The organism is Halomonas sp. PR-M31, from assembly GCF_001039575.1.
Taxonomy (GTDB): domain Bacteria; phylum Pseudomonadota; class Gammaproteobacteria; order Pseudomonadales; family Halomonadaceae; genus Modicisalibacter.
Map to the genome: position 1 here is coordinate 1 of NZ_JIBT01000071.1, position 21,803 is coordinate 21,803.

Here is a 21,803-nt window from a genome sequence, read left to right on the forward strand (position 1 = left end):
GCGTCGCGTGCTTGATCGTAGTGTCGCGAAAGGCCTCCAACGACATGCTCCATACCTGAGAATCCATGAATGCTTACTCCTTTTGGCTCAACTCGCCTTCCCGGGAGAGTTGATAGTGGGCAAAGTCATCCGCCAGAAACAACCGCCCCTGATAATATTGCCAGGCCTCGTTTTCGATATCCGCGATAGACGGTGAGGTACGGCGGTCGTATTGATAACGCGGACTGAAATGGGTCAGCACCAGGTTTGTCACATCGATACGTTGCGCAAAGCTCGCCACATCGCCTGCGGTGCTATGCCGGTTGTTGGTGCCCAAGCGCTCGACGACGTCTTGAGTATAGGTGGCCTCATGCACCAGCACGTCGGCACCTTCACATAAACGCTCAAGCAGCCCCGGTGAGTCGTTGTCACCGGCGATCACGACTTTCCTGGATCGCCGTCCCGGCAGTAACACCTCATCCCTTGTCACCCGAGTGCCATTTTGTAGCACGACATCCTCGCCACGATGAAGCCGCCCCCAGTCCGGACCTCTCTTTACTCCCAACGCCTCAAGGCGCTCAGGATCGAGCTTGCGCTCAATATCTTTCTCAATAAAAGCATAGGCGTAGGACGCAACTCCATGGGATAGCGCCGCAGCCTCGATCATGAAACCAGGAAGGGTGAAAGGGTCAGTCAGCAATTCGACATCGCTGAATTCGATGGGGTAGGTCAGATGCAGGCCGGTGGTTGCCTGCACCGCGTCAAGAAACGACTTGATCGGCTGTGGTCCAATGATCGTCAGAGGCAACTTTCGGCCCATCATGGAAGCGCTGGAAAGAAGCCCCGGCAGGCCATAGCAGTGATCCCCATGCACATGGGTAATCAAAATAGCGTCAAGCCGAATGAGGGACAAGGACGTCCGCAACACCTGCTGCTGGGTGCCCTCACCGCAGTCGATCAACACCCAGGACTTGCCTTTGACCTTCTTGATCGCGGCGGCGGTGACATTGCGCGCCTTGGTCGGCACGCCCGCGGACGTGCCGAGAAAGAGGATTTCCACGAGTACCGTTCGCGCCTAGGGCGTCGTGGTGACGCTTTGCTTGTCGACTACGCCAGGAATTGGGTCCGTCGGCCCGGGAAACTGCCCTTTCAGCGCATCCACGCCGCGCTGCGGATTGGCCAAGGGAATCAAATCCTGACGTGCGCGGCGACGCTCCTGGGTATCAATCCCCATGCTCTGATCGCGCTGCTCGATAAGCTCTTCTTGCGCTTGGCCGAAGCGGTTAAAAGACCAAGCCAGACGTGGCTTACCTAAGGGTAGCTGAATCTGTCCGCTTTGATCCGGATTGGTATCCCAGGTATGCCAGGTCTTGCCATAGCTGTTCATCTTGGTCTGCATCAATTCATGATCCGCCTTGTCCGGCAGGCCGAGTGCGACGAGCTGACCCGAGAGAATTTCACCATTGTGCGGGTGCCAGTACTGCTTTTCCTGTTCGGGAAGCTGCTCAAACAGGCGCTCGGAAATGATGTATTCGATGCCGTTGAGATTAGCCTGGGCGGTATTGCCGTCGAACAGCGCGCACTGAGCGAAATCCTCGTTCTTCTGGGTGCAGAAATGATGCGCTTCCATTTGATGGGCAGGGTCGTTCTTCATGGGATGAAAGCCGACCAGATAGACGTTCATTGGCCCAAGCGGGGCGGTGGTCTGTAACGCCGCCGCCCCGGCTTCGAGGACGTTCGTCTTGGTGGTTTCCTGCCCGCCCGGCGGCGAAACCCGAGGCGCCCGGTCACCCATGCCGGTACAGCCGGCCAGAACGATTGCCGTAGATATCGCCAACAGCGGATAACAACGCGATTTGATGTGGATCATTCCGTGATCTCCTGTGGATTTCCAAGAACCGAATTATAGAAAACCGAACTATAAATAGCGTCCTGCGGAGCCAATCACCGTGACCAGCAACCCTAGCGCCAGATTGATAGCGATCATCATGCGAATCTTGTTGAGCTGGGTGCCACCCTCGGACCAAGTCTGCTCGCTCACTGCCTTCTTTAAACGCTTGAACGGGGCGAAGTAGAGATGAGCGAAAATCAGCATCATCACGATGCCCAGGGCCAGCATCGAATGTACATGACCACCCACGTTGGCCATGCCGCCATAGCCGACGAAGATCAGCCAGAAACCGGTCGCCAGCAGTACCACAATCGATACCCAGACCCAGGGAAAGAAACGGCGAAAGACCTGGCTCCAGAGCGTCAACCTCATGGGCCGTTCAAGCAGGCTGCCCGCCACCGGGCGCAGCGCCACATAGGCGAAGAACATGCCCCCTACCCAGATCACCGCGGACAGCAGGTGTAATGCAATTGCAATTGCCATAGCTTCCTCTCGACATCAGTCTGTTTATTCAATCAATTGACTTGCTCGCTCAATTCATTTGCTCACAAAGCGTCTTGCGCCGCTCGAAGTCATCGACGAACTCATTCATGACCGTGGCATCGTAGGCGCGAAGACCGCTGACCACCAGCTTCTTCGAGCCTTGACCAACTTTCTCGCCCCGACTGACCATCCTGAATTCCAGATGGGCATCGCCCCGCTTGCCGTTGACCTCAAAAGAGGAGCCGGCAAATTCCACCTCGAGCGAGGCGATATCCAATGAATTCAAAGTGAACCCCATGCTGTCGTAGATCACCAGCGGACGCTGAGGATTGAACATGACCCCTTGCTGTTCCATCAGCGGCTGGAGATAGTGGGGGAAGTTGTGTCCGGAAAAAGCGATATAGCGACAGGTGAAGGCTTCGATCACCGCCGGATCAACGCTCGTCTCACCGCTGCGCTCCACGATCAACACCTCCTTACCAGAGGTATCGCTCATGCCAAGGGTACCATCGGTACGCTCATTGATTTCCAAGGGCATGTCCGCGCCGACCATACCGCGGAAATAGAAGTTCATTTGCTGAGACACGCCGTGCCGCGCCAGCACCAAGGCAAACAGGAGATCCCCGGGCACGCAAAAACGCCGCGCATCCGGGTCGTGAATCGGATTGTAGTCATCCGCCATTTGCTTAGCGAAACGACTGGCCTGTTCGGCGGAAATGCAAAGACGTCCATCCCGAACCGTGTAGTAATCATCAAGAAACATGCAATCTGTCCATGCATTGGGAATCAAGACCAACGAACTCTTGTCTGTCGTATCATGAAACTGGAGGGGGCTGCCACAACATGCCTGAGAAATTTGCCGCAGCGGACGTAGTCGGACTGCGTGCATCAGGCATGGCATTACATGGCATTCTGATTGTAGAAGCCTTAGCCCGCAATCACGCTTTTTGAGGAAACATCACCATGAATGAACCGTGCAATGCCAAGCGCTCGACGCTGCTTGTCGTGGATTTGCAGGAACGCCTCATGCCGGTGATTCACGAAGCCAAAAACGTTGTCGCCCGCGCCCGAGTGCTCATCGATGCAGCAAGGCTACTCGACATCCCCGTCATCGGCACCGAACAAAACCCACTAAGCCTTGGCCCCAGCGTTTCGCCGCTGCGGGAGCTGTGCGATGACATGGTAACCAAGATCCATTTCGATGCCTGTATCGACACCCCCCTGCTCGAAACGATCGAGCCAGGGCGGGACGAGGTGATCGTGGTGGGCTGCGAGGCGCATGTCTGCGTGCTGCAAACCGTGCTAGGCCTGCTGCGACACAACTACCAGGTGCGGCTGGTCAGTGATGCTATCGGCTCACGCAATCCACTCGACAAAGCCGCCGCCATCGAACGCGCCCGGGACGCCGACGCCTGGCCCGTCACTAGTGAGATGGTGGTGTTCGAATGGCTGCACCACTGCAAGCACCCCCGATTTCGCGAGGTGCTTGCGCTGGTGAAGTGAAAATCCAGGCGTCACTGCTCGAAATACTTCTCCTGCAGCTTGTCGAAGGTGCCGTCCTCCTTGACCTTTTCCATCGCCGCGTTGAAGGACTCGACAAGCGCCTTGTCGCGCTTGCGGAAGGCCGCGCCCACACCGGGTCCGTAGATCGACTCGGGGCCGGTCACCAATTCACCGACGCGGGTGAACTGATCGTTGCCGAAGAGCGTCTCCTGGGCCAGCGGAAAGGCGGTGAACACCAGGTCCAGGCGCTGGGCCTGCATGTCGTTGACCACGGCGCCGGAATCCCCATAGCGGCGGACCTCGGCCTTGGGGTAGAACTGAGTGACGTACTCATCCTGAATGGTGCCCTGCTGTACGCCGATGGTCGCCCCTTCGAGATCGCCCTCCTCCGGGTCGAAGTCGCCATCCGCCTGGGCGACCCATACCGAAGGCACCTGGAAGTAGGGCTCGGAGAACAGCACCTGCCGGGACCGGTCCTCGGTGATGTTCATCGACGAGGCGATGAAGTCGTACTTGCGCGCCTGCAGGCCGGGAATGATGCCATCCCAGGCCTGCTCGACCCACCGGCATTCGCGCTGCATCTGCTCGCAGGCGGCTTCGATGAGTTCCACCTCGAAGCCGGTGATGGTGCCGTCGGGCAGCTTGTATTGATACGGTTCGTAAGGAATGTCCACGCCGATTCGAAGCGTGTCCTGCTGCGCCTGGGCGTTTGCACCAAGCAGCATGGTCGCGGCCACTACGCCGGCTATTATCGTCTTGTTCATCATCATTACCTCACTTGTTGTTGTGACACTCAAAGCCCCGGGCGAGAGCCATTGCGAATACGCCCAAGGTCATTCTTTCGTCGCCAGTTCCCCGAGGGTGATCGAGTGAACCGGCGGGCGAACGTGATAGTAGCCCACGGCGTCCGGCGTCCAGTCCAGACGCTGGGCCAACAGCCGGGTGACGCTCTCGCCGCACTGGCGCCCCTGGCAGGGGCCCATGCCGCAGCGGGTGAATGCCTTGAGCTGATTCGGCCCCGCGCCGCCCTGGGCGATGGCCAGTTCGAGTTCGCCGCGGCTGACGCTCTCGCAGCGGCACACCAGCGTCTCCTCGGGCTGGTCATCGAGCCACGCTTCGGGCAGACGGAACATACTTTCGAGCAGGCGCCGCGCCTCGAGATCACGGCGGCGTGCCTTGAGTAGCGCGTGCTGTTCTCGCTGCCATTCCGGATCGCCTTGCCCGATCTTGTCCAACACAGCCAGCGCAGCTAGTTGGCCTTCTCGCTCGGCGTTGATGGCGCCGCCGATGCCACCCCCGTCGCCGGCAATCCAGACATTGGCGCCGGCCGCCAGATTGTCGTCGCGGCGGGGCACGAAGGTTTGCTGACTCGCGTGCCAGTCATGGGTCAGCCCAAGACTGCGCGCCAGTTGCGGCTCCGGAGTTACGCCAAAGTGCGTCAGCAGTAACTCGGTCGAATGGGTTTTCCATTGCCTCCGATGGCGATACCCAATGCTCTCGACGGTCTCGTCACCGCGGGCCTCCAGCGCCGTAATGCCTTGATGAATGGGTACGCCCGCGCGCTTGAGGGCACCGATCATGCGTGCGCCCTTGAGCAGATAGCTTCGCGCGAACCAGGCTCGACGAGATTGTCTTGCCACTTCGCCATAGCGTGTGGCCGGCGCGGTATCCAGAATCAGGCTAGGTGGGATGCCGGCACGCAGGTATTGCCAGGCCAGCAGGTAGAGCAGCGGCCCGGTACCCGCCAAAACGGGTGGTGTAGCAGGTACCAACGCCCCTTGCTTGAGCAGGATTTGCGCGGCGCCGGCATTCATGACGCCGGGCAATTGCCAGCCGCGAAACGGCCAGCCGCGCTCCATGGCGCCACCGGCAAGAATCAGCTGTCTGGCCTGCCAATGCTGGGTCTGCCCCTTTTCCAGCACGCCCAGGCTGGTGCCCGAGGCGTCGTTGTCGGCCCACCACACGCGACTGCCAGGGCGATAATCGGTGTCGGCGTGGGTAAATGCCTCGATTAGCTCACGGCCGCGCGCATAATCCTTGCCCATCACGGCCTCGCTCACCTGGGGCTCGCTGAGCTGGCGATAGATCTGTCCGCCCGGGGTGGCGTTCATGTCGAAGACCACCGGGCGATGCCCTACTTTTGCAAGACGCACCGCCGCCGCCATGCCCGCCGGACCGGCGCCGATGATGGCGATATCGGTGTTGCGCGATTCAGGCATCATGAGCACCGCCTCCCTGGCGTTCGATGCGCATGCCTTCGGCCACCGGTTCCAGGCAACCCTGGCGATTGGCGCGTCCATCGATGGTGATCAGGCACTCCTGACACACACCCATCATGCACAGCGGCGCCCGGGGGCTGCCGTCCACGTGGCGGCGATAGCCTTGCCAGCCGCGCAGCTGCAGGACAGCGGCGGCCACTGTCAGCGTTTCGGGCACCTGATGCGACGTGCCATCCAGCCATATCCGCACGTGACGCACCGGCGTGCTTGAAGCGTCAAGTCGCTGGAACATGAAAGCGCGCCCCTGAGAATTGCGGAAAGGATTGGCCGAGCCGGTCATCGCGGATCGCATCGCTTAAGCCACCGGCGTGAAACGCCGCCAGGGTAATACCGCTGTGGCAGTTGATATTGTAGGCACCGGGATGAGAGCTAGAGGCCTCGTAGAGCGGATTGCCGTCCGGGGTCATCACCCGTAGCGCCCCCCAGCTGCGCACCAGACGCGTCTCGGCAAGATCCGGATAGATACGCACCGCCTTGTCGGCCAGGGTCTGCATCATGGCCAGGGTCACGCCCTTGTCTAGCCCTGCATCCTCATGAGTGTCACCAATCAGGTAGCCGCCACTGGCGGTCTGGCGAATCTGCGGCGTGGGCAGTCGCGCCCCGGGTGGGCGCCGTTCGGTGACCAGCACCTGACCGCGCACCGGATGCACCGCATCGGACAGGCCCAGCATGGGCGCGAGCGTCTGCGCACCGAGGCCCGCCGCGAGGATCACCCGCTCGGCCTCGAAATGGCCTCGAGGCGTCCTGGCACGAAAGCCGCTGGCGGTTGCCTCGAGTCGTTCGACGGGACTAGCAGGATGCGTTTCGACACCCAGGAAATGGCTGGCCGTGTACAGAGCGCGCAGCAGATAGAGCGGATTGCACTGGCCATCGTGGGGCGACCAGGTACCGCCCTGAACAGTCTCGCCCAATCCAGGTAAATAAGACGTTAGCGCCTTCCGGTCGAGGTATTCCCAGCGAAATTCCTGGGTTAGAAAGGAGGAAGCGCTCTGAAGTGTGGTGTATTCCTGCTGGCGAGAGTGGGCTTCTTCGACGTCCAAGCATAGATCGACGCCGCCGCGCTGTTCGTACTCGAGATCGATGCCGGTGCGCTCGGTCAGTTCCCTGGCGAAGTCGGCCCAGGCCTTGGCTGCCTCGAGGCTCAACTCGGCGTAGCGCGGCATGCCGACGCCCTTCCCTTGCACCCAGACCAGGCCGGCATTGCCCCGGGAGGCGCGCAGCGCATCGTCGCTTTCATCGAGTACAGTCACGCTCAGGCCGGCCCGCGCCAGCCCATAGGCCACCGCCATGCCCACCACGCCACCGCCGACGATCAGAAAGTCACGCTGCGTCATTCGAGGCTCCCATCAAAGACCATGACTCGACGATATGACAGCCAGACTATACGATCCAATATCAATAATTGGCCAGCCTATAGCGTATTGTTATGCCCAAACTTTATCTCAGCGACCGGCAGGTCGTCGCGTTCAAGCACGTCATGGAGTGCGGCACGGTCTCCGGCGCGGCCCAGCGCATGCTGACCGCCCAGCCCGGCGTCACGCGACTGCTCAAGCAACTCGAACATGACATCGGCTTTACCCTCTTCGAGCGCCAGCGCGGACGGCTGGCGCCGACCCCGGAAGCGCGGCTCTTTTATCGTGAGGTGGTTCGCGTCTGGACCGGCAACGAACATCTGCGGAACACCGCGCGGCGCATTCGTGACAGAGAGGTAGGAGGACTGCGCATCAGCGCCATGCCCCTGCTGGGCCTGGTCTTCATCCCCGACGTGCTGGCGGATTTCGTGCCAACTCACCCGGACGCCCACATCGAACTCGCGACTTATCGCTCCGAGCAGGTGATGGAAGAGGTGATCACTCAGCGCTGCGACCTGGGCTTCGCCATCTTGGCCGAGAATGACGATCGCGTGGATCGGGAGGCCTTTCGACTGGAAAGCCTCTGTGCCCTACCCTCGGGCCATACTCTCGAAGCGAAGGAAACCGTTACCCTCGGCGATCTCGCCGGGGAGTGTCTGATCTGCTTCGAAACCCATGACCCCTTGCGCATGGCATTGGACCACTTGCTCGAGCAGGAAAGCATACGGCCACGGCAGCGCTTCGAGGTCTCGCTGGCCTTGCAGGCGATCCGGCTGGTGCGCCATGGCCTGGGGATGGCGATTCTCGATCCCATCAGCGCCCGGGCCTTTGGTAGTGACGGTGTGACGCTACGTCCCTTTTCACCCTCTTTAGGCGAAGATTTCGCGTTGTTGACGCCACGGGACCAGCCCGCATCGCGATTGGCCCAGGAGTTTATCGGCCTGTTTCGGCGGCATCATGGCAGATTGACCGCTACCGATGATAACCGGTAACGCCATTTTGGCCACACCCATTTCAAAGCAATCCTTGAGGAGGGCGTGATGGTTCCAGGCAGTGTAGTCAGCATTTTATTTGGTCAAGCGGCTCATTAGCCGTACAATATTCATATAATAGCCGTACCAGAGGCACAGCATGCAAACAGAGACCGTCAAGCTGACCATCCGCCTGCCGCGCCAGGACGTGGAGTTCGCCAAGGCCTATGCCAAGGCCCATGATTTGAGCGTGACCGAGGTAATCGATCGCTATCTCAGACGCATGCGCGCCCTGGAAAGTAGCGTGCCATCACCCGAACTGGACTTCATCACCGGCTTGGTGCCATCCGATGTGGATGTCGAGGCCGAATACCGCCAGCATCGACAAGAGAAGCATGGATGATCCTGCTGGATACCAACGTGGTGCTGGACGTCATCCAACGTCGAGAACCCCATTACAGGGCATCGGCTGCGGTAATAGAAAGAATAATTCGACGCGAGACCGTCGGTGCGCTGTCTGCTCATGCCATCACGACCATTCATTTCATCATCGCTCGTCACCAGAACCGAAACGTCGCGGCTCAGGCTATCCAATGGCTGTTGAAGCACTTCATTGTAGCCTCCGTGGGAAAACCGGAGCTACTACGCGCTCAGGCGCTTGGCTGGTCGGATTTCGAGGATGCGGTCGTGGCTGCTGCGGCGGAGTCTTCGGATTGCAGCACCATCCTGTCGCGTAATGTGCGTGATTTTGACGGCTCGCCGATCCCGGTCGTGACACCGGAAGAATATTTGCTTGGCCTCGAAGAGAAGTGATGCCGTGGCGTTGTAACAACGCTGATTCGCCATTCAAGTGGCGAGGCAACGCATCATGATCGTCACGCTCATACCGCGATATTCCAGCGTCTCTTTGTCTTTCCAATCTAATCGGCGATAGAGCGCCTGTTGATCCGGCGTGAACAGATAGAGCCTTGTCACCCCTGTTTCCTGAGCTTCATGCTCGACTCTTCTGACCAGACGTGAAGCGATACCCTGCTCGCGCCACTCAGGCAGTACGTATACCGACGCCAGCCAAGGGCCGAGTTCCCGGCGCACTTCCATGTCCGCCTTCACCAGGCTTGCGGTGCCGACCGGCCGCCCTTCTGCCAGAGCGAGAAATACCGCAGGAACCCCACGAGTACCGCATTCCCGATGCAATTCTTGCTGCCAGGCTTCTTGGGACGTTTCGGGATACAGGTCGCCCCACTGCTCGTATTGCCATTTACCGACCATCAACAGATGAGGCGAACCCGGCAGGAGCCGCCGTATTTCCAGAGTTTCGATCATGGTTTTACCTTCTGTCATGCCCTGCAACGAACGCGGCAATGCTAAGATATTCAACAATAATAACGTCACATGGAGCATGCAGTCGTGCCTACTCTTCTTAAAATATTACCGGTGTTCATGAGCATCATGATCGCAAGCATGGCCACTCAGGCTCAGGAAATGTCCCGAACGACACCGGCGGGCAAACACCCTTATGATATTGCGGTGGAGTACTGCGCCGAGCGCGGTGGAATTGCGCAATACAGCGTCAAAACAGACAGCGTGCGCTTTAGTTGTAGCGACGAACCGACAGTGGTTATTAACATCTCTTCTTGATAAGACTCATGATATAGGACACTGAAATCGAATATTAAAGAGAAAGTATGCAATACATCTACACCACCAATGGTCTTAAACTAGCTTGTCGAGATTTAGGAGAAGGGCCACTGATTGTTTGTTTGCATGGTTTTCCGGATACATTTGAAACATGGCAGCAAACACAGGAATGTCTTGCAGCCAATGGATTCCGAACGATCGCGCCAGCTTTGAGAGGGTATGATCCTTCCGAAGTCCCTTCTAATCGCGACTACTCTCTCAGGTCGCTCTGCGACGACGTAGTTACGCTCTTGGATCACCTCGGTGCTACTCAGGCTGCGATTATAGGCCACGACTGGGGAGCGCAGATCGGCTATGCCTTTGCCGCCCTTCACCCTGATCGCTTGACCTCTCTTGTAACGCTTGCCAATCCGCCCTTGACGATTTCTCCCTCTGGTTTTCGAGAACGCTGGGCTCGGCCCCACAATCTCTATCTCAATAGAGGTGCCATTTCTAATTGGTGGTTTAGACGCAATAACTTCGCTGAAGTCGATCGTCTGTTTGACAAATGGAGTCCCAACTGGCAGTCCAACCAGCCCACGATTGATCGCGTCAAGCAGGCATTTTCCGACCCGGCCTATAGCCGCGCGGCCGTCGACTACTACGCAGAACGAATGACCAAAACCGATGCGCAGGCCATTCTGCACCCGATTCAGACACCGATCATGATGATTTACGGAGAAGATGAACCGCTGGTACGACAAGAAGCTTATCAGAGAGCAATAAGCGTTACTGGTCCTGGGTCCGAAGTGCACTGTCTGAATGAAGTCGGGCACTGGCCCCATCTGGAAGACCCACAGGCATTTCAGGCATTGGCTACGCCATTTCTAAAACCCCACAGTCAAGAGTAGCATTGCATGATGCTAAAGACGCGGCCTACTTGGAGCTACAGCTTTGCATCCTTATAAGAAAGACCGCCAAACTAACCACCGGCTCTTTGACGCAATATTTCGTCATGCATAGCGACTCCCGGTACGATAGAATTGAAAATGATTCAGGCAAGCAGGAATCCATATGTCAAAGGTGTCCTTGAAAGATAAGCAGGCTTATTTCGCCAAGATGCAACGCGCCAATTATGAGGCAAGCATGCGACTCGAGGGGATTGACACAACGTTGGCCTCTCCGCTAAAGAATGACAAGGCGGCCGTTCTAGAAAAGTACCGTCAGCGCCAGCCCTGATGGACAAGTATGGTACCGGGCAAGATCCGTATTGCTATGAAGGTTCTTCCACTCTCAAGAATTTGCTGAATATTCGCGATGATCTCACTCTCGAGTCAGCTGAACGCGATCTCACGACTATCACAGCGCAGGATATCCAATTCGCGCCGCCTCCCTACGATCTCAATTACCTCAAAGGCTTGCACCATCAGCTATTTTCAGACCTTTATTCTTGGGCTGGTGAAATTCGCACTATCGATGTCGCCAAGGGCGAGACACGCTTCTGCCATGTGCTGCGTATCGAACCAGAAGCACACAAGCTTTTCGAACAGTTTGCCCATGAGGGTTATTACGTCGACTTGGCGCGCGACCAACTTATCGTAGCCGTAGCAGAGTTTTACGGTGACTTGAATGTCATCCATCCTTTCAGAGAAGGCAATGGCAGGACACAGCGGTTACTTTTCGAGCATATCGTCATCAATAGCGGCTACGAAATTTCCTGGGAGAGTATCCAGCGTGAGGAATGGTTACATGCCAGCATAGCGGCCTACCATTGCGACTACGATGCAATGGCTATCCTTTTCGATCGATGCATTGGACAGCCGTTGAGTGAGCTATCGCTCTGACCAGTAAAACCTTCAGATAATCACCCATGCCCTTACATCGTGTCATCGCTGCGCTCGCGGCCATAGAAGTCTTTGGACGAATCCTTGTGTTTCATCTTGAGACGAATGAATGACATCCCTGCTGCTTTATTTTGCCGCGGCCCTGGCCGAGATTGCCGGCTGCTTCTCGTTCTGGGCCTGGTGGCGGCTCGATAAATCGATGGCGTGGTTGCTACCGGGATTGGCCAGCCTGGCACTGTTCGCCTGGTTGCTCAGCCTGATCGACACGGATTATGCCGGCCGCGCTTATGCGGCTTACGGCGGCATCTACATCGTCACGTCGCTGCTCTGGCTGTGGCTGGTCGAACACCGCGCCCCGGATCGTTGGGATATGCTCGGCGCCGGCATCTGCCTGATCGGCGCCGGGGTGATCCTGTTTGGCCCGCGGGGTAGCTGAAGGCGCGACCTCACCCCAGCTGAAACGGATAAACGTTGCCAATCTCGAAAAGCCGGTCAGCTTGTCCATCGCGTGAGGCTTACCCCACCGCAAAGAGCCATATAAAACAAGGAATAACATACGCTATACTGATAAGGTAAAAGTTTTTACCTTACGTGTGGAGTGCTGGTCATGACAAAAGCCGCCCCTTGGTCCTTCTATGGGCGCCATGCCGAATTGCAACAACTTCAGGATATCCTAGCTCGGCGCCGGTGGTTCTTTCTGCAGATTTCAGGCAGGCGACGGATCGGCAAGACAACGCTGATCCAGCAAGCGCTGCAAGGGGCGGGAATCACTAGAACGCTATATATCCAGATTCCTGACTCCGATCCGGCTGGGGTAGTGGCCAGTTGTAACGGCTACCTGGAAACCTTCGGGCTTGACGAGCGCATTTCCAGTCTAGGCGAGCTGGCCAGACTGATAGGCACTCTAGTGGAAGCAGGTTATGTCGTTGCGCTTGATGAGTTTCAGTATTTTCATCGGCGGCAGCTGTTCGATTTCTGCTCGCTGTTGCAGGCGGAGGTGGATCGATTGGCGGCACGCTACGCCGACGTGCCCGGAGGCCTGATCGTTCTGGGCTCCCTGCATGCAGAAATGACGGCGCTTCTGGATAATCGCGATGCGCCATTGTTCAACCGCACCACCGATACTCTGGAGCTCGGACACCTCGATATACGCTCTCTTGGAAATCCTGTGTGTTCATGCCGATGACTCTCCTGAGCGGCTGCTTTTCCTGTGGAATCTCTTCGAGGGTGTGCCGAAGTTCTATCGCGACGCCTACGAACAGGGTGTACTGGATGCCGATCGGAAAACGGTGCTGCGCAAGCTGTTCTTCTCCAGTTCATCGCCATTGCGTAACGAGGCCGACAACTGGTTCCTGCGGGAACTTCGTGGGCGCTACGACATGGTGCTGCAATACCTGGCAAGCCATCCCGGAGGCAACAACGCCGAGATCGAGACGGCGGCTCGCCGAAGTGGAAGGGCATTCCCTAGAAGCCCTTGTCGGTCAACTCTATGAAGAGCGCAGCCGTCTAAGCGTGGGCGACTTTCCACTCAGCGAACGCATTCTCGGTTACTGGGACCGTGCCAATGTCGAAATCGATCTGGTCGCCATCAATGAAGATGAGCAGAGGATCCGTTTCGGCAGTTGCAAGCGCAATCCCGAGAAGCTCCCTGGCTCGGTGACAGCGCTACGGGAAGGCGCCGAGCGATTCCTGTCCCTGCACACCAGATTCGTCACGTGGCAGCAGGAACATGTGGCCATCGCTCCTTCCATACCGAAACACGTCAGAGAAGCACTGCGGGATAAAGGTGTCATTGCGCAAAGCCTGACGGATCTGGTCGAAGGGCTATGAGCCTGTGAACCTTCGCATCGCTGATACCTCTACCACCAGCCGCGGCCAAGCTCATTCTTTTCGCTATCCCAACTGAAACGGATAGACGTTGCCAATCGCGAGAATCTGGGTCAGTTCATCCAGCGCCGTCAGGGTTTCCTCGGCGAGCTGCGGATCGGCGAGATCCTCCGGGGTCAGGCGATCGCGATAGTGCTTTTCCACCCAGGCGATAAGATCGCCGTAGAGCCCGTCATCGAGCAGTACACGGCCAGAGAGTCCGGAACGTTCGTCCTCGCTGAGTACCACCCGCAGACGCAGGCAGGCCGGGCCGCCGCCGTTGCGCATGCTCTGCTTGACGTCCTTGACCACCACCTCACCGATCGGGTTGTTGCCGCCCAACAGCAGATCCTGGATGGTGCGCCACACCGCCTCGTTTTCCTGGCATTCACCGGGTACGACGAGGGTCATGGCGCCGGAGCCATCCGAGTCGGACAGCAGCTGGGAGTTGAACAGATACGAACTCACCGCATCCTCCAGGCTCATGGCCTCGAGCGGCACGCGCACCGGAATAAGCGGTGCGGCCATCTTGCTGCGCAGTTCCTCCAAAGTCCGTTCTTCCTCGAGGAAAGCCATCTCGTGATAGAGCAGCACCGGGCCATTACCCACGGCGATCACATCGTTGTGGAACACCCCTGCGTCGATGGCCTCCGGGTGCTGTTGAGCGAACACCGCCTGAGCATCATTCAAGCCATGCTGGCGAGCGATGGCCTGGCTGGCTTCCAGGGTCTGGCGCGCTGGATAGCGCACGGGCTCTTTTCGATCGTTATCGCCGCCAAAGGCCTGACGTCCATAAACGAAGAGATGAACACCGGCCTCGCCATGGGTCGCGGCAAGCCGGGTATGATTGGCCGCACCCTCGTCGGAGAACGCCGGCGTCGCCGGCAATGCCGGATGATGGGCGAAGCGCGTCTCGTCGCGGAAGATCGCCGCCAGCACCCGCGCGGTGGTCCGAGGTTCGAGAAAGCGATGGAAGCTCGATTGCAGGTTGGCCGGAGTGAAGTGCACCCGAGAATCCGCGGCATCCAGGCTCGGCGTCACGGTGGCGGCGTTGGCGGTCCACATGCTTGATGCCGAACACACCGCTCGTAGCAGTTGAGGCGCGTCAAGGGCGGCCCGCTCGAGCACCTGGGCGTTGCTGCCAGAGAAGCCGAGATCGCGTAGCGCGCCAATATCCGGGCGCTGCTGGGGCGGCAGCACGCCTTGGGCAAAGCCTGAGTCCTTCAGGGCCTTCATCTTGGCCAGGCCTTGAAGCGCGGCTTCTTTCGGATTGGATTCCAGACCGCCGTGGCGCATCGAGGCCACATTGCCATGGGCCAGCCCCGCGTAGTTATGGGTCGGGCCGACCAGTCCATCAAAATTGACCTCGCGCACGTCGCTCCCGTTCTCCTTCACAACGTCACCCCCGCCGGCAGGGTATCGGGCAGTGCCAAGGAGTCGGCCTCCATCGAGGCGATGGGGTAGGCGCAGTAATCCGCCGCGTAATAGGCACTCGGGCGATGGTTGCCGCTGTCGCCGATGCCACCGAAGGGCGCGTCGCCGGAGGCGCCGGTGGTCTGGCGATTCCAGTTGACGATGCCGGCGCGAATACGCAACAGGAAATCCTCCCAGTCAGCACGCTCGCCGCCGATCAACCCGGCGGAAAGGCCGTAGCGGGTATCGTTGGCAAGCGCAATCGCCTCGTTCCAGTCGCGGTAGCGATACACCTTGAGCAACGGACCAAAGTGCTCTTCGTCGGGCACCTCGAGGCCGGTGACATCGATCAGCGCCGGGCTCAGCAAACTAGTGCCCTCTTCCAGGCGCTGCATGCGCGCAAGTACCGTGCCACCCTTGGCTTCGAGAGCGTCCTGGGCCTTAAGCAGACCATCCGCCGCCTCGACGCTCACTAGGCCACCATAGAACGGTGCCGGCTCGCTGAAGGGCGCGGCAACGTGCAGTTTGCCGATGGCCTCAACCAGCGCCTCGAGCAAGCGATCGCCGACCTCGCCCTCGGGCACGATCAGGCGGCGTGCACAGGTGCAACGCTGACCGGCAGAGAGATAGGCCGATTGCAGGATCGCCAGCACCGCGGCGGCCTGATCGGGTACGTCCTTGACCACCAGCGGATTGTTGCCGCCAAGCTCAAGGGCCAGGATCTTGTCGACCTGACCGGCGAACTGTTCGTGCAGCAACTTGCCGATCTTGGCACTGCCGGTGAACAGCAGGCCGTCGATATCGCTGGCGCTGGCCAGCGCCTGGCCAGCGGGGGCCGCCCCCTGCACCAGATTGATCACGCCTTCCGGCAAGCCGGCGTCCTGCCAGCACTGCAGGGTCAGGTCCGCGGTCATCGGGGTCTGCTCGCTGGGCTTGAACACCACCGTATTGCCGGCCAGCAGCGCCGGCACCATGTGGCCGTTGGGCAGATGGCCGGGGAAATTGTAGGGGCCGAATACCGCCAGCACGCCGTGCGGGCGATGACGCAGCACCGCTTGCGCCCCCGCCACGTCACGACTGCGCTCGCCGGTGCGTTCCTCGTAAGCGGTCATCGAGATGGCGACCTTGCCGATCATCGCGCCGACTTCGGTACGCGCCTCCCACAGCGGCTTACCGGTCTCATGGGCAATGCACTCGGCCAGCGGCTCGCGGTTCTTCTCGAGCTCGTCGCGAAAGCGCTCGATTACCGCCTGACGTTCACTGGCGCTACGCCGCGCCCAGCCAGGAAACGCCTCGCGAGCGGCGGCCACGGCCTGTTCGACCTGGGCCGGGCTGGCGGCGCTGGCCTGCCAGAGCGTCTCGTGAGTCACCGGGTCGCGCTTGGCGAAGGTGTCCGCCTCACCGTCAATCCAAGTACCACCGATCAGTAGTTGCTGCTTGGCGTGCATCCTTACCTCCTATGTTTCCAATACGCGCAGGAAATCGCCGGCGTTGACATCGAGCCGCCGCGCTTCTTCCTTGGTTAACGCCAGGGTGCCATCTTCACCGGGGCCGCGACCGACCCAAGCGGCGCGAAAATCGACCATAGCGGTGGTCGAGACCAGCCACTCTGGGCGTTCGCCACTTTCAAGATTCGACGCAATCTCAACCGGGCACAGTGTGGACAGGCGTATCGCGCGCACGTCGTCGATATAGGCCTCCACCGTGGGGCCACCATCGAAAATGTCGATATAGCCTTCCCAGCGCAGCCCTTCCTTCTTGAGCATTCCCAGGGCCGGGCGGGTGTGTTCGTGCACCTGGCCGATACAGGCCCGCGCCTGCTCGGACAAAAAAGGCGTGTAGATCGGGAACTTAGGCATCAGTTCGCCAATGAAGCTTTTCTGCCCCATGCCGGTGAGGCGGTCCGCTTCGGCGAAATCCATGGGAAAGAAATGACTGCCCAAGCATTCCCAGAAGGGGCTTTTGCCATTGGCATCGAATACGCCTCGCATCTCCGCCAGCACCTTGTCCGGGAACTGGTCGCGAAACTGGGCCATGAACAGCCAGCGCGCCTTGGACAAAAGCGCCCCATTGCGTTTGCCGCGCTGATCGCCGCCGCGATAGGCGGGGCGTAAATAAAGCGATGCCACCTCCGCGTTACCGGTGTGATCTGAGCTCAGAAACAGCGTGTCGATGGTGCGATGCAGATCGAGCTGCACCGAGGAGTGAGCCAGGGTACCGACCCGGTAATGATAGAACGGCACTTCCCGGCCCACCTGACCGTCGATGGCGCAGCAGCCGGCCAACTCGCCACTCTCCTCGTCTTCCAGCACGAAAAAATAGAGGCGATCGTCGATCGGGGTGCGCTGTTCGAAAGCGCGAGCCGAGCCTTCAATCTTGCCGGCCAGGAACTCGCGATTATCCGGCAGCGATGTGAAACCCACACCGGTCTCACGTGCCAGTTGCTGCAATCCGTCCAGATCGTCTCGGGCGATGGGTCGAATGCGCATCAGAGCTCCCCCTCGTCGAGAATGTCTTCATGGGCGGGAAGCGTCAGTGGTGCAGCCAGAACGGCTCGCCCTTCTTCCACTCCCAATAGCTCGGCGTGTTCCGGGGACAGCATCAGCTGGCCCGTGGGAGACAGCGCATAACGCGCCACCACACAGCGAAAGCCGTCCAGTTTCTGATTGGCGACCATTGCCGGCTCCGCGTCCGGCAAGGACTCCCCTGGGCGAATGCGCACCGGATGCCAGATACTGCGCCGGAAGGTCTCCAGCCGATCCCGCTCGGCCTTGATCACCGGGCCCGCATCGAAGATATCCACGTGTCGCGAGCGTACGAAACCCTCTGCCAGCATTTCGCTCATGGCCCCTTCGTGATCCGGATGCTCACGACCGATGGCGGCCTGGGCCTGAGGAGTGAGCAACGGTAGATAAAGCGGAAACTGGGGCATCACCTCGGCGATAAAACTCTTTGAGCGTATTCCAGCGAAGCGATTGATCTCTTGATACCCCTGCACGAAAAAGTGGCGCCCTACGCTGTTCCAGAAAGGCGATTCATCGTCACCATCAAGATAGCCCGGGAAGGCCAGGGCAAGAATCTCGGCAAAGCGCTCCGGATACTGAGCGATGAACATCAGTCGCGCCCGACGCAGCAGACTCTCGGCACTGGTGCCCTTGTAGCGGGTATCAAGAGAAAACGCACACAGCAGACTGGCCTCGGAGACCTCATGAGAAAGCGCCAGGGTCTGCACCTCCCGGCGCACGTTGAGCTGTTGAGAGGCATGAATCAACGTCTCTTGGCGATAGGTGTAATAAGCCTCCTGCGCTCCGGCCTGAGCGCGAATGGAGGCGGTCCCCACCACCTCACCGCGCTCGCGATCCTCAAGCACGAAGGTATAGCTTTCATCGCCGGGAAAGTCGACGTCCTTGGCCAGCGCCTGTTGGGAGCACGTAACACGCTCCTCCAGACGATCGCGATGGGCGGGTAGATTGGTCAGGCGCGGCGTGGCGGACCCGGCCAGACGTTCCAAGCCCGGCAGATCCGTGGGTTTGACGGGGCGAATGACCAGCATGGCGTTTCCCTTGTGGGAGATATGATCGAACATCCGGATCATGCGTTCTCGACGAAACGCGCGATGGCCCGCTCGAGACGCGCCATGCCTTCGGCAATGTCCTGCTCGGGAATCACCAGGGACGGCGCCATGCGCAGTACGTCAGGACCGGCAATCAACGCCATCACGCCCTCTTCGATGGCCAGCGGCAAAATCTCCTTGGCACGACCTTCATACTGCGGTGCCATCTGAGCCCCCATCAACAGACCCATGCCACGCACTTCCTTGAACACAGCGTATTTGCTGTTGATGACACCGAGATGCTCCCGGAACAGGTCATGGCGGCGCTGCACGCCTTCCAGCACTTCCGGGGTATCAATATGCTCTAGAGCGGCCAGGGCCACGGCGGACGCCAGGGCGTTACCGCCATAGGTGGAGCCGTGAGTGCCAATACCAAAGACCTTGGCGATCGCCTCAGTAGTCAGCATCCCGCCCACCGGGAAGCCACCCCCCAGGGACTTGGCGCTGGTCAGGATGTCCGGGGTCACGCCATAGCGCATGTAGGCGAACAGCGTGCCCGGGCGGCCCATGCCGGACTGTACTTCGTCGAACAGCAGTAGCGCATCGTGCTGATCGCACAGCTCCCGCAGCCCTTCGAGAAACTCTTGAGTCGCAGGTACGATGCCGCCCTCGCCCTGCATCGGCTCGACCATGATGGCGCAGGTATCATCGCCTATGAGTTCGCGCACGCTGTCGAGTTTGTTGAACTCCCCATGTAGGATGCCGCCGGGCACCGGGCCGAAGCCCTGGGAATACTTGGGCTGGCCGCCGACGCTGACGGTGAAGAAGGTGCGCCCGTGGAAGGACTGGCGGAAGGAGATGATCTTGTCCTTGTGTTCGCCATGATGGTCGTGCGCCCAGCGCCGGGCCAGCTTGAGCGCCGCCTCGTTGGCCTCGCCACCTGAGGAGCAGAGGTAGACCTTCTCGGCAAAGGTGCGCTCGGTCAATGATTTGGCGAGCTGCAAGGCCGGCTCGTTGGTATAGACGTTGGACAGATGCCAGAGCTTCTCGCTCTGCTCCTTTAGCGCATTCACCAGCACCGGGTGACAGTGGCCCAGGGAATTGACCGCGATGCCCCCGGCGAAATCGATATATTCGCGCCCTTCTTGATCCCATAGACGGCTCCCTTCGCCGCGTACCGGAATCACTTTTTGCGGTGCGTAGTTGGGCACCATGTAACGATCGAAATCTTCACGGGTCGGGGTATGAGCCATGTCACTCTCCATCCAATCAGGTTGGTTAATGCATCGATTATAGAGAAACGGATGCGCTCAAGCTTTCAGGGATGGGACGGCGAATTATAGAAAGCGGCTATCGGCTTTTATAGACGTCGAAAAACAGCTTGATGATAAACAAGCCGCCATAATCTTGTTTGCTACCGGCTATGAACAGCTACTGCGCATCCTGCGGCTTGTCCGGGTCCGCATCGACAAGACAATTGACGGTTTCACCGCCCGGATCGTTGATCTGCTCGCCTTCGGGCCTGCGCAGCCCGGCACTCAGCGCTAGCGAGGCATGAAGCCAGTCGACGAGGGTCTCGCCGAGATCCATCGCCTTCTCGGCGCGACTGTTGGCATAGAAGGTCAGCAGTGCTTGAGCGTCATTACGCTGGCCCTGATCGATAAGTGTCTCAGCAGAATTCTCGAGCCAAGCCATGTCGTCGAAACTCGCCTGCTCGAATCCTTTCAGCATGTCAGTCACCACAGGGCGGTAAACGGCAGGTTTTTCGCACATTAGATACATCAGTTGCTTGAAGCGTCGGCCGGCGAAGTCGCTTGCTTCTTGGATCTGAAAATCCGGATTGAGAAAGCTAGCGGCCGCGCCCTTGGTCAGGTAACGATGCTGACCATATTCCAATGGCACCTGCTGCACCCCCAGCCACCAAGGCAGAAACGGTGCCGCAACCGACCCGGTCGGCGCCACCCATATGCGTACCAGATCCGCGTCCACGCCTTGCTTGAGACTGACCACCTGGCCGTAGCCTGCCTCATCGTCGGCGATGCGATGATCCCGCACCCGCGCCATCATTTCCTGTTCCGTGACCGGCGCCATCTCCTTGGCGGCCTCCTCTAGGGCGGCCTGGGTCATATACTTGTAGCCGCCTGTGCGTGCCCGGGTGTCCTGACGACCGTAAATCTCGAAGACATTGAAGGGCGCGTTGGCTCCGGCATCGAACCAGCCCTGCTCTTTTGCAAAGCTAACCAGGTTGTCCGATCCCATGAAGTCCGGATTCTGCTGGTAATCGAGAGGAAAATCCTCGATGTAACCGGGATAAAGCACCCGAACCTCATCCGCCCCCAACCTTTCTGCGGCCCAGAGCTTTTGTCCACCGGCGAACTCCCAGACTATCCAGCCCTCCTCGGGATCGGCGATCAGATGCGTGTTTCCACCGTAGGTGGAGTAGCCATGCTCGGCAATCAGTTCACCAATCAGCTCGACACCCTCCCGTGCCGTCTTGGCGCGCTCGAGCACCAGCCGGGCAAGGTCGCTGTACTGCGGTCCCTGCTGAGGCGATGGCGTCATGTCGATCAATTCTTCTCGATTGGTTGCCCACACATCCCGCACCGCCACCTGATGCTCGTTGATGCCGCCATTGGTCAACGGCGCCGGAAAACCCTCGTAATCGGAGTAGGACATGGAGAGATAGCGAAAGGTATGGGCGACCTGGGGTATGTCGATCAACTGGCCGGGCAAATACGCGGCCTCGGTAACACCGACCTTGATTGTGGCGTCAGGCTTGTGGTCCGCAGCTGGAACGATCTCGAGCCAGTGACTCGAGACTTCTTCGCCGGTTCCGCCTACCAGCACCCCTTTGTCTTCGGTCAGGTTTTTCCCCACGTAGAAAGCGTAGCTGGCCCAGCTTGATTGACTCGAGGCAAGCAAGACAGCGGCTGTCAATGTAACTGAAAGAGAGGACATGTTCATTTCGGGAGTCTCGATATGATCGATGGCGTGACTGTATGGCAGTTGTTGTTCGCCATATCTTTTCAAGGGAGTCTTGTAAAAAGAGTAG

General features: G+C 59.2%; 27 protein-coding genes. 12 read left to right on the top strand and 15 right to left on the bottom strand.

All coding sequences use genetic code 11. The features are described from left to right. Positions 1-73: 73 nt before the first annotated feature. From CH74_RS16490 to CH74_RS16505, 4 genes are read right to left on the bottom strand one after another with little or no spacing between them, the layout of a single operon-like run. Positions 74-1,039 (bottom strand): ribonuclease Z, encoded by a 966-nt coding sequence (locus CH74_RS16490; RefSeq protein WP_048308632.1) that lies wholly within the window; start codon positions 1,037-1,039, stop codon positions 74-76. A gap of 15 nt (positions 1,040-1,054) precedes the next feature. Continuing rightward, on the bottom strand, positions 1,055-1,849 hold the full coding sequence (locus tag CH74_RS16495; RefSeq protein ID WP_082140469.1) for an OBAP family protein: 795 nt from the start codon (positions 1,847-1,849) through the stop codon (positions 1,055-1,057). Between the two features lie 48 nt (positions 1,850-1,897). Next, complete coding sequence (locus CH74_RS16500; RefSeq protein WP_048308634.1) at positions 1,898-2,353, bottom strand: CopD family protein; 456 nt, start codon at positions 2,351-2,353, stop codon at positions 1,898-1,900. A gap of 49 nt (positions 2,354-2,402) precedes the next feature. Then, positions 2,403-3,116, bottom strand: coding sequence for a DUF3581 family protein (locus CH74_RS16505; RefSeq protein ID WP_048308635.1), 714 nt, complete (start codon positions 3,114-3,116; stop codon positions 2,403-2,405). A 200-nt stretch (positions 3,117-3,316) separates the two neighbouring features. Between CH74_RS16505 and CH74_RS16510 the strand changes: the two genes are divergently transcribed. Continuing rightward, positions 3,317-3,856, top strand: coding sequence for an isochorismatase family protein (locus tag CH74_RS16510; RefSeq protein ID WP_048308637.1), 540 nt, complete (start codon positions 3,317-3,319; stop codon positions 3,854-3,856). A gap of 11 nt (positions 3,857-3,867) precedes the next feature. Here CH74_RS16510 and CH74_RS16515 read toward each other — a convergent pair whose 3' ends face one another. The 4 genes from CH74_RS16515 to CH74_RS16530 form a co-directional block, all read right to left on the bottom strand. Further along, on the bottom strand, positions 3,868-4,620 hold the full coding sequence (locus CH74_RS16515; RefSeq protein ID WP_048308665.1) for a transporter substrate-binding domain-containing protein: 753 nt from the start codon (positions 4,618-4,620) through the stop codon (positions 3,868-3,870). Positions 4,621-4,689: 69 nt separating this feature from the next. After that, a complete protein-coding gene (locus tag CH74_RS16520; RefSeq protein WP_172656358.1) occupies positions 4,690-6,078 on the bottom strand; it encodes an NAD(P)/FAD-dependent oxidoreductase in 1,389 nt (462 codons plus the stop codon). After that, positions 6,068-6,367 (bottom strand): (2Fe-2S)-binding protein, encoded by a 300-nt coding sequence (locus tag CH74_RS16525; RefSeq protein ID WP_048308639.1) that lies wholly within the window; start codon positions 6,365-6,367, stop codon positions 6,068-6,070. The genes CH74_RS16520 and CH74_RS16525 overlap by 11 nt, the downstream gene beginning before the upstream one ends. Then, complete coding sequence (locus CH74_RS16530; protein ID WP_048308640.1) at positions 6,351-7,469, bottom strand: FAD-binding oxidoreductase; 1,119 nt, start codon at positions 7,467-7,469, stop codon at positions 6,351-6,353. Before CH74_RS16530 ends, CH74_RS16525 begins: the two co-directional genes overlap by 17 nt. 92 nt (positions 7,470-7,561) lie before the next feature. On the opposite strand from CH74_RS16530, the gene CH74_RS16535 reads away from it, so the two are divergent. The 3 genes from CH74_RS16535 to CH74_RS16545 all read left to right on the top strand — a co-directional run bounded on the left by CH74_RS16535 (position 7,562) and on the right by CH74_RS16545 (position 9,271). Then, the gene (locus tag CH74_RS16535; RefSeq protein ID WP_048308642.1) at positions 7,562-8,479 is read left to right on the top strand and encodes a LysR family transcriptional regulator; all 918 of its coding nucleotides are present in this window, start codon (positions 7,562-7,564) and stop codon (positions 8,477-8,479) included. Positions 8,480-8,618: 139 nt separating this feature from the next. Further along, a complete protein-coding gene (locus CH74_RS16540) occupies positions 8,619-8,861 on the top strand; it encodes a DUF6364 family protein (protein WP_048308645.1) in 243 nt (80 codons plus the stop codon). Then, entirely contained in the window at positions 8,858-9,271 is a 414-nt protein-coding gene (locus CH74_RS16545; RefSeq protein ID WP_048308646.1) for a PIN domain-containing protein, read from the top strand. Before CH74_RS16540 ends, CH74_RS16545 begins: the two co-directional genes overlap by 4 nt. 33 nt (positions 9,272-9,304) lie before the next feature. On the opposite strand, the gene CH74_RS16550 is transcribed toward CH74_RS16545, so the two are convergent. Further along, entirely contained in the window at positions 9,305-9,781 is a 477-nt protein-coding gene (locus CH74_RS16550; RefSeq protein ID WP_053070813.1) for a GNAT family N-acetyltransferase, read from the bottom strand. A gap of 84 nt (positions 9,782-9,865) precedes the next feature. Between CH74_RS16550 and CH74_RS16555 the strand changes: the two genes are divergently transcribed. From CH74_RS16555 to CH74_RS19075, 8 genes are all read left to right on the top strand, one after another. Next, a complete protein-coding gene (locus CH74_RS16555) occupies positions 9,866-10,096 on the top strand; it encodes a hypothetical protein (protein WP_048308648.1) in 231 nt (76 codons plus the stop codon). 47 nt (positions 10,097-10,143) lie between these two features. Then, positions 10,144-10,986: an alpha/beta fold hydrolase gene (locus CH74_RS17960; RefSeq protein WP_082140471.1), complete on the top strand. Its 843-nt coding sequence runs from the start codon at positions 10,144-10,146 to the stop codon at positions 10,984-10,986. A gap of 163 nt (positions 10,987-11,149) precedes the next feature. Continuing rightward, a complete protein-coding gene (locus tag CH74_RS20145; protein ID WP_082140472.1) occupies positions 11,150-11,314 on the top strand; it encodes a YhfG family protein in 165 nt (54 codons plus the stop codon). Continuing rightward, positions 11,314-11,919, top strand: coding sequence for a putative adenosine monophosphate-protein transferase Fic (locus CH74_RS16565; RefSeq protein ID WP_156181569.1), 606 nt, complete (start codon positions 11,314-11,316; stop codon positions 11,917-11,919). The genes CH74_RS20145 and CH74_RS16565 overlap by 1 nt, the downstream gene beginning before the upstream one ends. A 109-nt stretch (positions 11,920-12,028) precedes the next feature. Further along, positions 12,029-12,355: a YnfA family protein gene (locus CH74_RS16570; protein WP_048308650.1), complete on the top strand. Its 327-nt coding sequence runs from the start codon at positions 12,029-12,031 to the stop codon at positions 12,353-12,355. 171 nt (positions 12,356-12,526) lie between these two features. After that, positions 12,527-13,105 carry an ATP-binding protein gene (locus tag CH74_RS19065; RefSeq protein ID WP_216594789.1) on the top strand — a complete coding sequence of 193 codons (579 nt, stop codon included), beginning with the start codon at positions 12,527-12,529 and terminating at the stop codon, positions 13,103-13,105. Further along, positions 13,077-13,412: a hypothetical protein gene (locus CH74_RS19070; protein ID WP_216594790.1), complete on the top strand. Its 336-nt coding sequence runs from the start codon at positions 13,077-13,079 to the stop codon at positions 13,410-13,412. The genes CH74_RS19065 and CH74_RS19070 overlap by 29 nt, the downstream gene beginning before the upstream one ends. Continuing rightward, positions 13,369-13,749, top strand: coding sequence for a DUF234 domain-containing protein (locus CH74_RS19075; protein WP_216594791.1), 381 nt, complete (start codon positions 13,369-13,371; stop codon positions 13,747-13,749). The genes CH74_RS19070 and CH74_RS19075 overlap by 44 nt, the downstream gene beginning before the upstream one ends. A 63-nt stretch (positions 13,750-13,812) precedes the next feature. Here the strand turns inward: CH74_RS19075 and astB are convergent, their stop codons facing one another. From astB to CH74_RS16605, 6 genes are all read right to left on the bottom strand, one after another. Then, the gene (gene astB, locus CH74_RS16580; RefSeq protein ID WP_253273105.1) at positions 13,813-15,159 is read right to left on the bottom strand and encodes an N-succinylarginine dihydrolase; all 1,347 of its coding nucleotides are present in this window, start codon (positions 15,157-15,159) and stop codon (positions 13,813-13,815) included. 17 nt (positions 15,160-15,176) lie between these two features. Continuing rightward, entirely contained in the window at positions 15,177-16,646 is a 1,470-nt protein-coding gene (gene astD, locus CH74_RS16585) for a succinylglutamate-semialdehyde dehydrogenase (protein WP_048308653.1), read from the bottom strand. A 9-nt stretch (positions 16,647-16,655) separates the two neighbouring features. Next, positions 16,656-17,687, bottom strand: a complete 1,032-nt coding sequence (astA, locus tag CH74_RS16590) for an arginine N-succinyltransferase (RefSeq protein ID WP_048308654.1) — start codon at positions 17,685-17,687, stop codon at positions 16,656-16,658. Continuing rightward, positions 17,687-18,751: an arginine N-succinyltransferase gene (locus CH74_RS16595; RefSeq protein WP_048308669.1), complete on the bottom strand. Its 1,065-nt coding sequence runs from the start codon at positions 18,749-18,751 to the stop codon at positions 17,687-17,689. The genes astA and CH74_RS16595 overlap by 1 nt, the downstream gene beginning before the upstream one ends. A 38-nt stretch (positions 18,752-18,789) precedes the next feature. After that, entirely contained in the window at positions 18,790-20,004 is a 1,215-nt protein-coding gene (locus CH74_RS16600; RefSeq protein WP_048308656.1) for an aspartate aminotransferase family protein, read from the bottom strand. A 178-nt stretch (positions 20,005-20,182) separates the two neighbouring features. Continuing rightward, the gene (locus CH74_RS16605; protein ID WP_253273106.1) at positions 20,183-21,709 is read right to left on the bottom strand and encodes a C69 family dipeptidase; all 1,527 of its coding nucleotides are present in this window, start codon (positions 21,707-21,709) and stop codon (positions 20,183-20,185) included. Positions 21,710-21,803: the final 94 nt, after the last annotated feature.

Coding starts and splice junctions, on each gene's coding strand:
- CH74_RS16495 (WP_082140469.1), bottom strand. CDS start 1,849: ATGATCCACATCAAATCGCGTTGTTATCCGCTGTTGGCGATATCTACG.
- CH74_RS16500 (WP_048308634.1), bottom strand. CDS start 2,353: ATGGCAATTGCAATTGCATTACACCTGCTGTCCGCGGTGATCTGGGTA.
- CH74_RS16505 (WP_048308635.1), bottom strand. CDS start 3,116: ATGTTTCTTGATGATTACTACACGGTTCGGGATGGACGTCTTTGCATT.
- CH74_RS16510 (WP_048308637.1), top strand. CDS start 3,317: ATGAATGAACCGTGCAATGCCAAGCGCTCGACGCTGCTTGTCGTGGAT.
- CH74_RS16515 (WP_048308665.1), bottom strand. CDS start 4,620: ATGAACAAGACGATAATAGCCGGCGTAGTGGCCGCGACCATGCTGCTT.
- CH74_RS16520 (WP_172656358.1), bottom strand. CDS start 6,078: ATGATGCCTGAATCGCGCAACACCGATATCGCCATCATCGGCGCCGGT.
- CH74_RS16525 (WP_048308639.1), bottom strand. CDS start 6,367: ATGTTCCAGCGACTTGACGCTTCAAGCACGCCGGTGCGTCACGTGCGG.
- CH74_RS16530 (WP_048308640.1), bottom strand. CDS start 7,469: ATGACGCAGCGTGACTTTCTGATCGTCGGCGGTGGCGTGGTGGGCATG.
- CH74_RS16535 (WP_048308642.1), top strand. CDS start 7,562: ATGCCCAAACTTTATCTCAGCGACCGGCAGGTCGTCGCGTTCAAGCAC.
- CH74_RS16540 (WP_048308645.1), top strand. CDS start 8,619: ATGCAAACAGAGACCGTCAAGCTGACCATCCGCCTGCCGCGCCAGGAC.
- CH74_RS16545 (WP_048308646.1), top strand. CDS start 8,858: ATGATCCTGCTGGATACCAACGTGGTGCTGGACGTCATCCAACGTCGA.
- CH74_RS16550 (WP_053070813.1), bottom strand. CDS start 9,781: ATGATCGAAACTCTGGAAATACGGCGGCTCCTGCCGGGTTCGCCTCAT.
- CH74_RS17960 (WP_082140471.1), top strand. CDS start 10,144: ATGCAATACATCTACACCACCAATGGTCTTAAACTAGCTTGTCGAGAT.
- CH74_RS20145 (WP_082140472.1), top strand. CDS start 11,150: ATGTCAAAGGTGTCCTTGAAAGATAAGCAGGCTTATTTCGCCAAGATG.
- CH74_RS16565 (WP_156181569.1), top strand. CDS start 11,314: ATGGACAAGTATGGTACCGGGCAAGATCCGTATTGCTATGAAGGTTCT.
- CH74_RS16570 (WP_048308650.1), top strand. CDS start 12,029: ATGACATCCCTGCTGCTTTATTTTGCCGCGGCCCTGGCCGAGATTGCC.
- CH74_RS19065 (WP_216594789.1), top strand. CDS start 12,527: ATGACAAAAGCCGCCCCTTGGTCCTTCTATGGGCGCCATGCCGAATTG.
- astD (WP_048308653.1), bottom strand. CDS start 16,646: ATGCACGCCAAGCAGCAACTACTGATCGGTGGTACTTGGATTGACGGT.
- astA (WP_048308654.1), bottom strand. CDS start 17,687: ATGCGCATTCGACCCATCGCCCGAGACGATCTGGACGGATTGCAGCAA.
- CH74_RS16595 (WP_048308669.1), bottom strand. CDS start 18,751: ATGCTGGTCATTCGCCCCGTCAAACCCACGGATCTGCCGGGCTTGGAA.
- CH74_RS16600 (WP_048308656.1), bottom strand. CDS start 20,004: ATGGCTCATACCCCGACCCGTGAAGATTTCGATCGTTACATGGTGCCC.
- CH74_RS16605 (WP_253273106.1), bottom strand. CDS start 21,709: ATGTCCTCTCTTTCAGTTACATTGACAGCCGCTGTCTTGCTTGCCTCG.